The 14,590-nt window shown below is 66.1% G+C and carries 12 protein-coding genes and 1 tRNA gene; 10 read left to right on the forward strand and 3 right to left on the reverse strand.

All coding sequences use genetic code 11. The features are described 5' to 3' along the window. The first annotated feature begins 30 nt into the window (after window positions 1-30). From LRH25_RS04225 to LRH25_RS04235, 4 genes are all read left to right on the forward strand, one after another. Window positions 31-690 (forward strand): helix-turn-helix transcriptional regulator, encoded by a 660-nt coding sequence (locus tag LRH25_RS04225; protein ID WP_170200698.1) that lies wholly within the window; start codon window positions 31-33, stop codon window positions 688-690. Window positions 691-783: 93 nt separating this feature from the next. After that, a complete protein-coding gene (locus LRH25_RS33265) occupies window positions 784-963 on the forward strand; it encodes a DUF1330 domain-containing protein (protein ID WP_141284606.1) in 180 nt (59 codons plus the stop codon). A gap of 174 nt (window positions 964-1,137) precedes the next feature. Next, window positions 1,138-4,182 (forward strand): sensor histidine kinase, encoded by a 3,045-nt coding sequence (locus LRH25_RS04230; protein WP_170200697.1) that lies wholly within the window; start codon window positions 1,138-1,140, stop codon window positions 4,180-4,182. A gap of 366 nt (window positions 4,183-4,548) precedes the next feature. Next, window positions 4,549-5,199 (forward strand): response regulator, encoded by a 651-nt coding sequence (locus LRH25_RS04235; RefSeq protein ID WP_211361271.1) that lies wholly within the window; start codon window positions 4,549-4,551, stop codon window positions 5,197-5,199. A gap of 526 nt (window positions 5,200-5,725) precedes the next feature. Here the strand turns inward: LRH25_RS04235 and LRH25_RS04240 are convergent. Next, window positions 5,726-5,802: transfer RNA gene (locus tag LRH25_RS04240), tRNA-Met, on the reverse strand. 163 nt (window positions 5,803-5,965) lie between these two features. Here LRH25_RS04240 and ftsY point away from each other — a divergent pair. Then, a complete protein-coding gene (gene ftsY, locus LRH25_RS04245) occupies window positions 5,966-7,204 on the forward strand; it encodes a signal recognition particle-docking protein FtsY (protein WP_231010222.1) in 1,239 nt (412 codons plus the stop codon). A 31-nt stretch (window positions 7,205-7,235) separates the two neighbouring features. Here ftsY and LRH25_RS04250 read toward each other — a convergent pair whose 3' ends face one another. Beyond that, window positions 7,236-7,556: a thioredoxin family protein gene (locus LRH25_RS04250; RefSeq protein ID WP_141290193.1), complete on the reverse strand. Its 321-nt coding sequence runs from the start codon at window positions 7,554-7,556 to the stop codon at window positions 7,236-7,238. 66 nt (window positions 7,557-7,622) lie between these two features. Next, window positions 7,623-9,032 (reverse strand): signal recognition particle protein, encoded by a 1,410-nt coding sequence (ffh, locus tag LRH25_RS04255; protein WP_141290192.1) that lies wholly within the window; start codon window positions 9,030-9,032, stop codon window positions 7,623-7,625. Window positions 9,033-9,103: 71 nt separating this feature from the next. Here ffh and LRH25_RS04260 point away from each other — a divergent pair, with 71 nt between their 5' ends. From LRH25_RS04260 to ampD, 5 genes are read left to right on the forward strand one after another with little or no spacing between them, the layout of a single operon-like run. After that, entirely contained in the window at window positions 9,104-9,916 is an 813-nt protein-coding gene (locus LRH25_RS04260) for a cytochrome C assembly family protein (protein WP_141290191.1), read from the forward strand. A 15-nt stretch (window positions 9,917-9,931) separates the two neighbouring features. Beyond that, window positions 9,932-10,216, forward strand: coding sequence for a PP0621 family protein (locus LRH25_RS04265; protein ID WP_231010223.1), 285 nt, complete (start codon window positions 9,932-9,934; stop codon window positions 10,214-10,216). Further along, on the forward strand, window positions 10,213-12,096 hold the full coding sequence (locus tag LRH25_RS04270) for a sensor histidine kinase (protein ID WP_231010224.1): 1,884 nt from the start codon (window positions 10,213-10,215) through the stop codon (window positions 12,094-12,096). Before LRH25_RS04265 ends, LRH25_RS04270 begins: the two co-directional genes overlap by 4 nt. Next, window positions 12,093-13,601 (forward strand): sigma-54-dependent transcriptional regulator, encoded by a 1,509-nt coding sequence (locus LRH25_RS04275; protein ID WP_141287704.1) that lies wholly within the window; start codon window positions 12,093-12,095, stop codon window positions 13,599-13,601. The genes LRH25_RS04270 and LRH25_RS04275 overlap by 4 nt, the downstream gene beginning before the upstream one ends. Before the next feature lie 23 nt (window positions 13,602-13,624). After that, window positions 13,625-14,185: a 1,6-anhydro-N-acetylmuramyl-L-alanine amidase AmpD gene (gene ampD, locus LRH25_RS04280; protein ID WP_141287703.1), complete on the forward strand. Its 561-nt coding sequence runs from the start codon at window positions 13,625-13,627 to the stop codon at window positions 14,183-14,185. Window positions 14,186-14,590 lie beyond the last annotated feature (405 nt).

Genomic DNA, 14,590 nt, shown 5'->3' on the forward strand with positions numbered 1-14,590 from the left:
TGTGAAGTTGTTCGGAGGGGGCTCGGCGTCATGCTGAAGGCCATGGGCTGTCAAGTGGGCGAGTTCGAGCGTGACGACGAACTGCCACAGCTGCCAAACCGCGCACTCGTGGTTGCGAGCATGACCGTGGTGAAGCGGCTACTTGAAGATGCGGCGCCGACGCCGGTGGTGATAGCGGTCCTGGATGTTTTTGGTGACCTCTCTGCGCGGGAAATGCTGCGCATGGGGGTGAGAGGCCTGCTCCAGGTCGGGACCACCTCGGAAGAGTTGGCTGCGTGTCTGCTGAAGCTGCGTTCTGGCGGACGCTACATTCCTTTGGAACTCGCTGCGGCCATGGCGGAGAACGCGTACTCGCCGGAGCTCACCAGCAGAGAGTTTGAGGTCCTGCAGTGCCTGGCCGCTGGTTTGCCCAACAAGGCCGTGGGAGAGAAGGTGGGAATCACCGAAGGCACGGTCAAGAGTCATGTGACGTCGATCCTCTCGAAGCTGGGTGCTTCGGGTCGCACGGAAGCGGTGCAAATTTCCGTGCGCCGCGGTCTCATTGCAGTTCCTCATCCTGCACGCCTGGCGGCGCGCTCTGCCGGCCCATTGAGGGCTCTGAATACTCGGACTGCTGAGGAACCATCGCCGCCTGCAGCAGAGGCCCAAGGCGAGCGCGATGGCAAGGACGGTATCGGCCGACGCAGGTAGCGACGCCGCAGGCGCCTCGCGGTTCGCCGTCTGCGCGACAGGCTGCCATCGCGCTGCTCGCAAAGCATGGCGCCAAGCCCATAGCGTGCGGACCTGCAGCCTGTCAATTACGAAGGTATATGGCAGCCTAATTTTGTTGTGGTGCTGGAGTTTCCGAGCAAAGAAGCAGTGAAGCGCTTCCATGACTCACCAGAGTACGAACCTTTGAAGAAAATGCGCTTCGGGGCTGCAAGATCCAACGGCATCGTGGTGGTGGAAACGCGGTTCGCATGACGGGCTGGTCTGGTGCCGGTCGCACCTGGGCGACCGTGCTGCCGAATTGACGGCGGCGGCTCGATTCATGCTTGTTCTCTCCCCCGCCCTGAATCCTCGTCCGCGCTGCCAATGGGAAGAAATCTCGTCCGAGTTTTGCTGGTTGGAATTTTTTGGCTTGGCCCCATTCCGGTCTTGGCAGACCCGTCTCCCATTCCACTCATCAGGCAGTTCCAACACTCAGCTTGGCGCCAAGCCGACGGGGCTCCGTCGAGCATTGCTGGCATCACGGAGGACCGTGAGGGCTTCCTCTGGCTGGGCGCCAAAAGTGGCCTCTACCGTTTCGACGGAGCGACGTTCGAACGCTTCAATTCCCTGGGCGGAGTTCGCCTTCCCGCCAACAGTGTCCAATCCGTGCGCGCGTTCCCTGACGGGCGCTTGTTCATCGGATATCAGATGGGCGGCGTGAGCGTGTTCAAGGACGGGGCGCTGAAGACATACGAGCCTGCCGAGGGACTGCCTACCGGCACGGTCCAATTTTTTCGTCAGGCGCCCGACGGCGCAATTTGGGCTGGCTGTGGGCAGGGCATCGCGCGCTTCGACGGGAAAAGGTGGCAGCGGACCGAACGAAAGGACAAGGGGCACTTTGGCCTCCTGCTGGAGATAGACGCGCGCGGCACCATCTTCACTGACGACGCCAAAGGCGTTTGGTATAGGCGAGTCAACGACGAAGACTTCGTTTTCCTGCCGGGGTCTGAGGGTGAGCTCGCGATGGTCATGGCCGGCGCGGATGGTCGTCTATGGATGATGACGGCTGACAAGCGCAAGTTGCGCGAGGTCATGTACAGAGACGGCTCGTACAAGGTCGGCCAGTCTCAACTCGCACTGCCGGCTTCGGCGTACTCGGACCGACTGGTCGTTGATGCCGACGGGGCGGGGTGGGTTCTTTCCGACGAAGGGGTGACCAGAGTCGTTGACCGTTCTGGAGCCGGCGACCTTACACAAGGGACTTTTGAGAGCTTTCCACAGGCGCAGGGCATGTCAGGCGGCACGACGACCTACATGTTCGAGGATTCGAAGAGAAACATGTGGATTGCAACGACGGGAGGGCTGGACCGCTTTCGGCGCGGAGCGGTGCAGATGCAGTTCCCGGTTGCGAACATGCAGTACCCAGTGGTGGCTCGGTCCCAGGCCGGCGGTGCTTGGGTCGGCACTTCAGACGACGGACTGCTCAGGCTGAACAAGGAGAAGGCCGAACTTTTGAAAATCGGCCCGAAGGAGGAAATCTTCGCCATCGCATCGGCGAACGATGGGGGAGCTTGGGCGGCCTCGTATGACCGGCTTTGGCACGTCACCGACGGTCAACGACTCGAGCTCATGCCGCCTGACGGCGTTGGGCCAAGACGAGGCGGCGCGAATCACGACCGCTATCAGGCGATAGTCGAGGATGCTCAAGGGATTCTCTGGGCCTCAATCACCCGCGCGGGCGTGTTCCGGCGAGTGGGAGACCAGTGGCGTCATGCGTCAGAGTTCCAGGGTGTGCCCAAAGGCACGGCGATAGCCATGGCGGCGGAGACGGACGGCGGCGTTTGGTTGACCTACATGGCGGGGCGAGCACGGCGTGTGGGCGCTGACGGGCAAGTTTTATCTGTAGAGGAAGAAGACGGCTTGACGGTCGGGAACGTCCTTTCCGTCCACGCAAGCAGCGCTGGAACCTGGTTTGGGGGGGAGCGAGGCCTGGTCCTGCGAACGCCCGATGGACACATGTTGCCAATTCGCCTGGAAGCGGCGCAGCCGGAGCTCTCGGGCGTGACCGGCATCGCGCTGTCTCCTTCGGGCGACCTGTGGCTCGCTGAGGTCAACGGCGTCGTCAGAATCTCTCAGGCCGAATGGATGCGTGCAGCGACAGAGAAGAACTACGCGGTGAAGGCGCGTCGCTACGACTTCAGGGATGGATTGGAAGGTGCCATCCCGCAGTTGCAGAAGACGCCGACGCTTGTCGTATCGAATGACGGGGTGGTCTGGGTTGCCACCCAGGCGGGACTGGGCCGCATCGACCCCGCCGAGGAGCTTGCATCGAACCAGGCTCCGAAGGCATTTGTCCGGCAGGTGCTCGCCGACGATGCCGAATTGATTCGGCAGCCCGGCCTGCAGGCCCCGGCGGGCGTCTCGCTGCTCCAAATTGGCTACACGGCACCTCAGCTGTCAGACGCAACTCGTCTGCGCTTTGCCTACCGTTTGGTCGGCTACGACAATGACTGGCACGAGGCAGGCAATCGACGTCAGGCCATCTATACGCATCTGCCCCCAGGCAACTACGAGTTCCTGGTGAGGACGACAACGAATGAAGGTTTGGAGGCGGCAGAGCCAGCTTCGCTGAAGATATCCGTGCTTCCGTTCTATTGGCAGACGCGATGGTTCTACGTCTTGGCTGGTGCTGTGCTTTTGGCCTTGCTGCATCTTGCGTATCGACTGCGGCTGCGTGCCGTGGCCTCTTCAGTTCGAGCGAACATCGAAGCGCGGACCATCGAACGGGAGCGCATTGCGCGCGACCTGCACGATACGGTGCTGCAGGGCGTCACCGCGCTCACTTTGCAGGTGAGGGCGGCCGCGGAGCAGCTTCCAACCGAGAACCCGACAAAAGCTCGGCTGGAGGCGGCACTTCAAGGGGCACGCTCAGTGATGCGAGAGGGGCGCGAACGTTTGGAAGGCTTGCGTGGGGCGCCGAACCTGGAGCGCCTGGCCTCGGGCGCGCTTTCTGAGGCTGTGGCCGAAGCATGTGTCGAACTGGGCCGCCTGCATGTTGAGGCCTCTTATCAAGTCGCGGTTGAAGGCGACGAAGTGGGCATGGAGTTCGACAGGGCCGTTGAGGTCTACAGCATCGCGCGGGAGGCGTTGACCAACGCGTTCCGGCATTCGTCTGCGACACGCATTGAAGCTTTGCTCCTGTATACCCCGGGCGCCTTGCGATTGACGGTAAGCGACAACGGCATCGGACTGCCTTCCGACAGAGCAGATGAAGCACTGAAGGCTGGCCACTTCGGCCTCGTCGGCATGCGCGAGCGCGCCAAATCTCTGGGAGGTGCGCTCGAAATCTTGGGCGGCAGCCCTGGTACGACCGTGCAGCTCACCCTCCCTGTGGCTGAACGCTTGCACAAGCCGAGCCAGTTGGTTCAGCGCCGGCGCCGCATCGAAACCACAACAATCCTTCGGGCGGAGCGCCATGCGTCTACAGAGTAGCGACCGGGGCCGGTCAATGCCAACGCTGCGGCCACACAGCCTGAGAGAACGATGGCGTGGAACGGGGAGGCTTCGGTGTACCAAGCAATCGATAGCACAACTGTCGCAGTCACTGCTGCAGCGCGCGTTCGGTAACCTACCAACAGCAGAATTGCGGATAAAAAGCCGAAGAGTCCAACGACTTGGCCATCGCTCAGCTTCACCACAATCCAGATCAGGCAGCAGAACAGCGTGGCTCGTAGCACCAAAAGTCCAAGACTTTTCTCAGCGCCGAAGATGAGGAGGGACGGATGGGACATCCAAAGAGTATCTGCAACCAGGGCAGTGCGCGCATGCCTATTGATAGGCAAGAAATGGAGAGACCAAATGGTGATGCCCACTGATGACCGGGGCCATGCTTCCGCAATCGCACTGTTGGCCGTCGACGACCACCTGCTCATCCTGAATGGCATTGAGGCCGTGGTGCAACAAAGCCCGGACATCTGCTTCGTAGGTGGAGCGACGACGGCGACAGAAGCGGTGGAGCAGCATCGGAAACTGCGCCCTGACGTGACCTTGATGGACGTGAGTCTGCCCGACATCAATGGAATCGAGGCGCTGAAGCGCATACGCGAAGCGGATCCGCAGGCCAAGGTCATCATCCTCACGACCTATCGCGGTGACATGCTGGCAGTCCAGGCGCTCAAGGCTGGCGCATCAGGATTCATCTTGAAAAGTGCTTTGGAGATGGAACTGGTGGACGCAGTGCGTCGAGTCCACGCCGGCGAGAAATTCATCTCCGCCGAAGTGGCTCGCGATATCGCACTTCGTGTGGACGAGCCTGGCCTGTCCGCGCGCGAAGTCGATGTCCTCAAGCGCGTCGCCGCGGGCGGTTCGAACAAGGCCATCGGACGTCAGCTCGAGATCTCCGAGCAAACTGTCAAGGGCCATCTCTGCCGCATCCTCGCGAAGTTGGGGGCCGCCGACCGTGCCCATGCCGTGGCAATCGCCGTGCAGAGAGGTGTTTTGTGCCTATAGCAACCGCTTTCCCGGCACATTGCTTTCCTTCGTCTTCGCTGCGACCTTTCACAGCGCCCTGAAATCTTCTTCGTCAGCGTGCGCGGCGCCGCCGCCTCGTCGGTGGCTGCCCCGTCCGTGTCGGTCACCCTGGACACCGAGTCCAGGAAGCGCGAAAGGTGGTGCGCGCCAATGTCATGAACGCGGAAATGCCGCCTGGTCCGATGGTCCGGGTGCGGATGTTGTTACCCCGGGGCTCTGAGAATTTCGTCGCGGTCGCTCATCGTGAGAGCCAGCGCCAACCTTGCGTTGGCCCAGGCCGTGATGGCGCGTGCCTGGCCGGGATTCCTGGTCCGCAACGAGCAGCGACCTCACGACGTTTTCGGCTGGCCTGGCCGGGGCCTGAAGGCCCGGCGCTCAAGAGGACGCGAAGAAAGTAGGTACCGCACGGTTTGCGGTACAGCCTTGGTGTCGAAATGGAGCCCAAGTGGCACCCCTGGAAAAGAAAAAGGCTTGTAAGTCGTCGACTCACAAGCCTTCCAGATTTTGGTGGCGCTTCAGGGATTCGAACCCCGGACCTGCGGATTATGATTCCGTCGCTCTAACCGGCTGAGCTAAAGCGCCAACAGCCTTCTATTCTAGGGTGGGAAAAGCGAATTGGGCAAGACTTTTGGGAAAAAAGTTTGCCGGGCGGGTTGGCGCAGGGCGCGCTGCAGCGGCGCATCCTGGGAGCGTGGAAGGGGGAGGGAAGTGCGAGCCTGTTGTGGTGACCGGTGACAATAGGCGGATGTTCAGTTTTTTCCGCAAGAAGCCGGCCGCGCAAGATGCCGCCTCGCCGGCCGAGGCCAGCGCCCCTGCCGCTCCGGCGCCTGCCGTTGAAGCGCCGCCAGCGCCATCGGCACCGTCTGCCTGGAACACCTTGGCCTCGTGGGTCACCGGAGCGCCGGTCAAGGCGCCGGAGCCTGCGGTGCCACCGCCTGTGGTGGCCGCGCCTGTGCCGGCGCGAGAGGCGGTCGCGCCGCCGCCTGCCGCGCCGCGTGCTGTGCCCATCATTGCGAAGGCGCCTGTGGTGCCAGCGCCGCCGCCGGTCGCTGCCCTGGCACCGGCGACACCGCCGGCCGAGCCCACGCGGGCCAACTGGCTGAAGAAGCTCACGCAAGGGCTGTCGCGCACCGGCTCCAGCATTGCCCAGGTCTTCACCGGCACGCGCATTGACGACGAGCTCTACGAAGAACTGGAAGCGGCGCTGCTGATGGCCGACACCGGCGTGAAGGCGACCGAGGCCTTGCTGCTGGACCTGAAGCGGCGCGTGAAGGACGCGAAGGCGACCGAGCCGTCGCAGGTCAAGGCGCTGCTGGCCGAGGCGGTGACGGCGCTGCTGAAGCCGCTGGAGGGCGCGCTGGTGGTGGGCGAGCACCAGCCGACCGTGATCATGGTGGTGGGCGTCAACGGTGCCGGCAAGACGACCAGCATCGGCAAGCTGACGCGCCACCTGGCGGATGCTGACCAGAAGGTGCTGCTGGCCGCGGCCGACACGTTCCGGGCGGCGGCGCGTGAGCAGCTGGCGGTGTGGGCCGACCGCACGCAGGTCGAAATCATCAGCCAGGAGAGTGGCGACCCTTCGGCGGTGACTTTCGATGCCGTCAGCGCGGGCAGGGCGCGTGGCTGCGATGTGGTGATTGCCGACACGGCCGGTCGGCTGCCCACGCAGCTCCACCTGATGGAAGAGCTGAGGAAGATCAAGCGCGTGATCGGCAAGGCCCAGCCGGACGCGCCGCACGAGGTGCTGCTGGTGGTGGATGGCAACACCGGCCAGAACGCGCTGACCCAGGTCAAGGCCTTTGACGATGCGCTGGGGCTGACCGGGTTGATCGTCACCAAGCTGGACGGCACGGCCAAGGGCGGCGTGCTGGCGGCGATTGCCCGCGAACGGCCGCTGCCTGTCTACTTCATCGGCGTGGGCGAGAAGCTGGAAGACCTGCAGATGTTCCGCGCGAGCGAGTTCGCGCAGGCTTTGCTCAGCTGAGTGGGCACGGCGCCGCCCGGGAGGGCTGGCGCTACAGCAGGGCCAGCGCCTCGGCGATGGCGTCTTGCTCGCCGGGCCGCACCACGCGGGCGAGTTCCTGGCCGTCGCGCAGCAAGATCAGCGTGGGCCAGAGCTTGACCTTGAACGAGCGGCCCAGCGCACGGCCCGGGCCGTCCTCGATCTTCAGGTGGCGCAGGCCGGGATGGGCCGCCAAGGCTGCATCGATGAAGGGCTGTGCGCCGCGGCACCAGCCGCACCAGTCGGTGCCGAACTCCAGCAGCGTGGCGCCGCTCAGCGCATCGACTTCGGCCCGGCTGGGCGCTTCGGGTTCATAGGGCACGGAGGTGGGCATGGCGAGGTCTCCAGGCAGTGTTCACGTCATGGATGGACCCTGGAGACACGCCAGGGTTCAGCGGGTTCAGAAACCCATGCCACCGCCCATGCCACCCATGCCACCGGGGCCACCCATGCCTTTCATGCCGCCCATGCGCTTCATCATCTTCATCAGGCCGCCGCCCTTCATCTTTTTCATCATGCCCTGCATCTGGTCGAACTGATTCAGCAGGCGGTTGACGTCCTGGATCTGCACGCCGGCGCCGGTGGCAATGCGGCGCTTGCGGCTGGCCTTGCTCTTGCCATCCATCAGCAGGCTGGGTTGGCGGCGCTCCTTGGCGGTCATCGCGTTGAGGATGCCTTCCATGCGCTTCATGTCGCGCTCGGCCTTGTCCATGTCGGGCTGGCCGGCCTTGGCGGTCATCTGCGTGGGCAGCTTGTCCATCAGGCTGGACAGGCCGCCCATCTTCTTCATCTGGCTGATCTGGGCCAGGAAGTCGTTCAGGTCGAAGCCGCTGCCGCTCTTGAGCTTTTCAGCGAGCTTCTGCGCTGCCTCGACGTCCACGCCCTTCTGCACTTCCTCGACCAGCGCGACGATGTCGCCCATGCCGAGGATGCGGCCGGCGTGGCGCTGGGCGTCGAAGACTTCCAGGCCGTCGATCTTCTCGGAGGTGCCGGCGAACTTGATCGGCGCGCCGGTGATCTGCCGCACTGACAAAGCCGCGCCGCCGCGCGAATCGCCGTCCAGCTTGGTCAGCACGATGCCGGTCAGCGGCAGTGCTTCCTTGAAGGCCTTGGCGGTGTTGATCGCGTCCTGGCCCTGCATCGCGTCGACGACGAACAGCGTCTCGACCGGGTTCAGCGTGGCATGCAGGTCGCGGATCTCGGCCATCAGCGCTTCGTCGATGGCCAGCCGGCCGGCGGTGTCGACCAGCAGCACGTCGAAGTAATGGCGCCTGGCGTAGTCGATCGCGGCCAGCGCGATGTCATGCGGCTTCTGGTTCGGCTCGGACGGGAACCATTCGGCACCGGCCTGCTTGGTCACCATCTTCAGCTGCTCGATGGCGGCCGGGCGGTAAACGTCGGCCGAGACCGTGAGCACCTTTTTCTTGCGCTTCTCGATCAGGTGCTTGGCCAGCTTGCCGGTGGTGGTGGTCTTGCCGGCGCCCTGCAGGCCGGCCATCAGGATGACGGCGGGCGGTTGCGCGTTCAGGTTGATGTCGGCCACGCCTTCGCCCATGGTCGCGGCGAGTTCCTTGTTGACCACCGAAACCAGCACCTGGCCTGGGTTCAGCGAGCCGACCACTTCCTGGCCCAGCGCTTTTTCCTTCACGCGGGCGATGAAGTCGCGCACCACGGGCAGCGCGACGTCGGCTTCCAGCAAGGCCATGCGCACTTCGCGCATCATCTCTTGTACGTTGTCTTCGGTGATGCGGGCCTGGCCGCGCATGGTCTTGACCAGGCGTGACAGGCGATCGGTGAGGGTAGTGGCCATGCGTGCGGGGCAGTGCGCTCCTTTGCGCCAGCACGGAGGGGCTGGCCGCAGGGCGCCGGTAAACTGTGAGGATGATTTTATCCGCCGCCCCCGCTGACCCCCTGGCCTGGTTGGCCATCGTCGGCTACCTGGCGGCGGCCTGGCCCGCGGCACCCGGCCAGCGCTGGCCGCTGCGGGTGTTGGTGGCGGCATGGTGCCTGCATGCGCTCGCCCTGTTGGCAGGCACCGGCATCTGGGCGCCCGACGTGCCCGGCGAGCCGGAGCGAGGCCTCTTGATCGGCTTTGCGCCGGTGCTGTCGTTCACGCTGTGGCTGGTGCTGGCGGTGCACGTGATCGAGAGCCGCCTGTTGCCGGTGGTGGGCATGCGGCGTGTGCTGGCCTTGTTCAGCGCGGCTGCAATGCTGCTGGCCTGGCTGTTCCCCGGTGAGCTGCGCGCGGTGGCGCATTCGCGCTGGGCGCCGCTGCATTGGGTGCTGGGCCTGGCGTCCTACGGTCTGTTCGGCACCGCGGTGCTGCACGGCATGATGCTGGACTCGGCCGAGCAGCGGCTGCGCAGCGGCGGGCCGGCGACCGCCGCTTTTGGCATGCCGCTGCTGCGACTGGAGCGGCTGACCTTCCGCTTCGTCGAGGCCGGCTTCGCGGTGCTGACGCTGGCGCTTGCGCTGGGCCTGAGTTTTCCAGGCTACTGGCGCTGGGACCACAAGACGGTGCTGTCGCTGCTCGGCTGGGCCACGTTCGCGGCGCTGATTGCCGGCCGGCAGTGGCGCGGCTGGCGCGGCCGGCAGGCCACGCGCTGGCTGTATGCCGGAGCTTTGCTGCTGCTGCTGGCTTACGTGGGTTCGCGCTTCGTGATGGAAGTGGTCCTGCAGCGCCAGCTGACCTGAAGGCCGCGGAGTGCCATGTCACGTGTCGTGTTGCTGATCTTGTTGGTGCTGGCGGCGATCTGGTGGGTCGGGCGTCGGCGCCGGCCGCCGCCCGATGCCGGTCAGGCGCCTGTCGCGCCGCCGGTTACCCGGCCTGTCGCGCCGCCGGTTACCCGGCCTGTCGCCACCGCCAAACCCATGCTGCGCTGCGCGCAGTGTGGGCTGCACCTGCCGCAGGACGACGTGTTGACTGATTCGCAAGGCCTGGCTTATTGCAGCGAGGCGCACCGCGCGCTGGGCCCGGCGGGCCATTCGTCATGAGTCTCTGGTCCCAGGGCGCGGACCGGCGTGCCAAGCACCGCAACGATGAGAAGCCTGACGGCGGCTCGTGGTTCGGCGGGCTGGGTGGCGACCACAGCAGCCTGGACAGCACCGGTGGCGTGGCCACCAGCCTGGGCGGGCGCTGGGGCGACACGCATTCGGCGTCGGAAGACAGCCATTTCCTGACCCGCCAGGTGCAGCGCCTGCTGCAGAGCGGCGACACCACGCACCGCCGCATCTTCCTCACCTACCTGCTGGTGCGCGCCGGCCTGGGCTTTGCGCTGGTGCTGGCGCAGGCGGTGATGGGCTGGCTGGCTGGCCGCGGGCCGAGCTGGATGCTGATCGTCTGCAGCGTGCATGCCACGCAGGCCATCATCTGGTGGCTGTGGCTGGGCCGTGCAGCAGCGCGCGCGCCGCGGCTGTCGACCTTGCACTGGTGGGCGACCATTGGCTTCGACGTCGCGGCCTTTGGTGCCATGCACTGGCTGGACACTTCGGCAGCGCTGAACTATGGCGCGCTGCTGGTGCTGCCGGTGCTGATGTCCGGCGTGCTCAGTGCCCGTGTGCCGGCGCTGGCCACCGCGGCGGCCGTCACGCTGCTGCTGCTGGCCACCGCGGTGCACAAGATCCTGCTGGGCGGCGACATGGGCAACCTGCTGTCGCAGGCTGGCATGGCAGGCGCGGGCGTGTTCGTGATTGCGCTGGTGGCCGGACAGATGGCGGGCCGGCTGGCGCGCGAGGAGCGCGCCGCGCGTGGCAGCCTGGCGCTGGCGCACCAGCAGGCCGAGCTGAACCGGCTGGTGATCGACGAGATGGGCGACGGCGTGCTGGTGGTGGACCGGCGCGGCCGGGTGCGCGCCGCGAACCCGGCCGCGCGCCAGCTGCTGGCCGAGGACGGCAGCTGCCCGAAAGCGCCGTTCCACCTGGGCGAACAGCCGGGCTGGCGCAGCCTGCTGGACCTGGTGACGCAGGCCTTCGAGACCGGCGAATGGCCAGGCGGCACGCAGGACCTGACCATCAGCGCCAATGGCGAGGTGCCGCGTTCGATCCGCCTGCGGGCTCGTTTCACGCGTGGCGCGCGGCTGCTGGTGGCCGGCCAGGTGCGGGGCCGGCAAGAGGTGCTGGCGGTGCTGTTTGCCGAAGAGCTGCGCACGGTGCTGGCGCGCCAGCGGCAGGAGCGGCTGGTGGCCATGGGCCGCATCTCGGCCGGCATCGCGCACGAGATCCGCAACCCGCTGGCCGCCGTGGCGCAGGCCAATGCGCTGCTGCAGGAAGACGTGCTGCGGCCGGACCAGCAGCGGCTGGTGGGCATCGTGGCCGACAACGTCGAGCGGCTCAAGCGCATCGTCAATGACGTGCTGGAAGCCGCACCCGGCGGCAGCGCGCCGTCGCGCACGCTGGACGGCAGTGCCGAAGTCGGCGCCATCATTGCCGACTGGGCCCAGACCGAGCGCTTGCCGCTGGGCGCCGGCAGCCGGTTGCAGGTGCAGTTGCCGGCCGAGACGCTGGGCGTGTCTTTCGACGTGGACCACCTGCGCCGCGTGCTGGTGAACCTGCTGGACAACGCGCTGCGCCATGCCACTGACCAACCCGGCGCGGTGGTGGTCACGCTGGAGGCGCTGGAAGGTGCGTTTGCGCGGCTGGCCGTGGCCAGTGACGGTGAGCTGATCGCGCCCGAGGTCGAGCCGCACCTGTTCGAGCCGTTTCACTCGACGCGCAGCCGCGGCACCGGGCTGGGCTTGTACATTTGCCGCGAGCTGTGCGCGCGCCATGGGGCCATCATCGACTATGTGCGCCATGAAGGCGTGCGCCACGGCAATGTGTTCCTGATCGTGATGCGCCGCGACAGCCTCGCGGCGGAAGGCCGGCTGCACCTATGAATGAATCGCTGAGCGCCGGGAATGGCGTGCTGGTCGTCGACGACGAACCGGACCTGCTGACCCTGTATGAGCTGACCCTGCTGCGCGAGGGCCTGGAGGTAGAGACCGCGGCCAGCGTGGCCGAGGCCTGGGCGCTGCTGCAGCAGCGCGTGTTCCGCCTGGTCATCACCGACATGCGGCTGCCCGACGGCTTTGGCATGACGCTGCTGCACAGGCTGGAAGAGCAGAACCGCAGCGAGAAGGTCATCGTCATCACCGCTTATGGCTCGGCCGAGAACGCGGTGGAGGCGCTGAAGGCTGGCGCGTTCGACTACCTGACCAAGCCGGTCGACCTGAAGCAGTTCCGCGGCGTGGTGGCTGCGGCCATGGGGCGGGTGGTGTCGCAACCCGCGGTGGCAGCGCCGGGCGCGGTGGCGCCGCCGGTGTCGGCCGCGCCGCTGGCCAAACTGGTCGGTCGCTCGGATGCGATGCTGCAGGTGCGCAACCTGATCGAGAAGGTCGCGCGCAGCATGGCGCCGGTGCTGGTCGAAGGCGAATCCGGCACCGGCAAGGAGCTGGTCGCGCGGGCCATCCATGAGGTCAGCGCGCGTGCGGGCCAGCCCTTCATTGCGGTCAACTGCGGCGCCATTCCGGAGAACCTGCTGGAGTCCGAATTCTTCGGCTACAAGAAAGGCGCGTTCACCGGTGCCAACGAGGACCGCAGCGGCTTCTTCCAGGCGGCCAATGGCGGCACCTTGTTCCTGGACGAGATTGGCGAGCTGCCGCTGGCCATGCAGTCCAAGCTGTTGCGCGTGGTGCAGGAGCGCGCGGTGCGGCCCATCGGCGCGGTCAACGAACTGCCGCTGAACGTGCGCATCGTCAGCGCCACGCACAAGGACCTGGCCGCGGAAGTGGCGGCCAGCCGCTTCCGGCAGGACTTGTATTACCGGCTCAACGTGATCCGCATTCCGGTGCCGCCGCTGCGCGAGCGGCTGGACGACCTGGACAGCATCAGCAGCGCCTTGCTGGACCGCATCACGCGGGACGCGGGCGTCTCGCCGGTGCCGAGGTTGTCGGCCGGCGCCAGGCGCCTGCTGGCGGCCTACAGCTTCCCGGGCAATGTGCGCGAGCTGGAGAACCTGCTGCACCGCGCGCTGGCGATGAGCAGCAGCGAGCTGATCGAGGCGGCCGACCTGGGCCTGCCGGACACGCTCTTCGAGGACAGCGCGGGCGACGAGGAGCCTGCCGACAAGGCTGCGGCGCTGGCGGTCGAAAGCTTGGTGCCGGTCGAAGCGCTGGCGGCGCCCCGCGTTGCCAGCGGCCCGCCGCCGTTGCCGGACGACCTGGCGCTGTACCTGGATGAGGTCGAGCGCGGCATCCTGGTGCGGGCGCTGCAGCAGCACAACTTCAACCGCACGGCGGCCGGCGCGCGCATGGGCCTGTCGCTGCGGCAGATGCGCTACCGCATGGCGCGTCTGGGCATCACCGAGGCGGCGCAGGACGCTGGCGGTGACGACCTGTCGTGAGCGTCCCGCAAACGGGTGACGCAATGTGGCGTGACGGTTGGTGGTCCGGTGCGCGGGCTGTGCCGTCCCCCAACTTCGGTCCTCGCCCGGCGGGCACGTGCATCGACCTGGCGCTGATCCATTCGATCAGCCTGCCCCCAGGCCAATACGGTGGTGACGAGATCGAGCGCCTGTTCACCAACACGCTGGACTGGGATGCGCACCCGTATTTCCAGGGCATCCGCGGCTTGAAAGTCTCAGCCCATTTTCTGATCCGGCGGACTGGCGAGCCGCTGCAATTCGTCTCGTGTGACCAGCGGGCCTGGCATGCCGGCCGCTCGGCCTGGCAGGGCCGCGAAGGCTGCAACGATTTTTCGATCGGCATCGAGCTGGAAGGCCTGGAGGGCGAGACCTTCGAGCAGGCCCAGTACGACACGCTGGCGGGCTTGCTGCCGGCCCTGGCGGCTGCCTATCCGCTGCAGGGAGTGGTCGGCCACGAGCATGTGGCACCGGGCCGCAAGCAGGACCCAGGCCCCGGCTTCGACTGGGCCGCATTGCGCGTCCGGCTGGGCTGGCCGGTGAGCTGTTTTCCCGCGGCCGGTTGAGCCGCACAGCCCTTCCGAGCAGCTCGCGGCTGGCGCATTTCCGAAGGCGAGTCAAGCCCTTCCGGGCTTGGCTTGGTGGAAAAATAGACGCTACCGGTAGTGTCCGACAGGGTTTCCCAGCCTACATCTAGCGTCCGCTGTGATAACCTCGGGTTTCGGAAATTCGCCATGTTCAAGCACGTCGACATGCCTTTGCTTGACCCCGCCAGCCATGTGTTGGCGGGCTGCCAGCAGCACCTCTTCGCTTCTCCCTGGGGGTGGAGATGCAGCAGTCGACGAACGCCAGGCGCCGCGCCCACCTCAGGGCCGTGACGCCTGGCGATTGCCTTGCCACAGCCGGCCACGTCTGACCTGACGTTTGGCCTGACAGGCGCGGACCCGAAGCGGCCGCAGCGCCCGCACTTC

The organism is Ideonella azotifigens (assembly GCF_021043325.1).
GTDB lineage: Bacteria > Pseudomonadota > Gammaproteobacteria > Burkholderiales > Burkholderiaceae_C > Ideonella > Ideonella azotifigens.

Coding starts and splice junctions, on each gene's coding strand:
- LRH25_RS04225 (WP_170200698.1), top strand. CDS start 31: ATGCTGAAGGCCATGGGCTGTCAAGTGGGCGAGTTCGAGCGTGACGAC.
- LRH25_RS04235 (WP_211361271.1), top strand. CDS start 4,549: ATGGTGATGCCCACTGATGACCGGGGCCATGCTTCCGCAATCGCACTG.
- ftsY (WP_231010222.1), top strand. CDS start 5,966: ATGTTCAGTTTTTTCCGCAAGAAGCCGGCCGCGCAAGATGCCGCCTCG.
- LRH25_RS04250 (WP_141290193.1), bottom strand. CDS start 7,556: ATGCCCACCTCCGTGCCCTATGAACCCGAAGCGCCCAGCCGGGCCGAA.
- ffh (WP_141290192.1), bottom strand. CDS start 9,032: ATGGCCACTACCCTCACCGATCGCCTGTCACGCCTGGTCAAGACCATG.
- LRH25_RS04260 (WP_141290191.1), top strand. CDS start 9,104: ATGATTTTATCCGCCGCCCCCGCTGACCCCCTGGCCTGGTTGGCCATC.
- LRH25_RS04265 (WP_231010223.1), top strand. CDS start 9,932: ATGTCACGTGTCGTGTTGCTGATCTTGTTGGTGCTGGCGGCGATCTGG.
- LRH25_RS04270 (WP_231010224.1), top strand. CDS start 10,213: ATGAGTCTCTGGTCCCAGGGCGCGGACCGGCGTGCCAAGCACCGCAAC.
- LRH25_RS04275 (WP_141287704.1), top strand. CDS start 12,093: ATGAATGAATCGCTGAGCGCCGGGAATGGCGTGCTGGTCGTCGACGAC.
- ampD (WP_141287703.1), top strand. CDS start 13,625: ATGTGGCGTGACGGTTGGTGGTCCGGTGCGCGGGCTGTGCCGTCCCCC.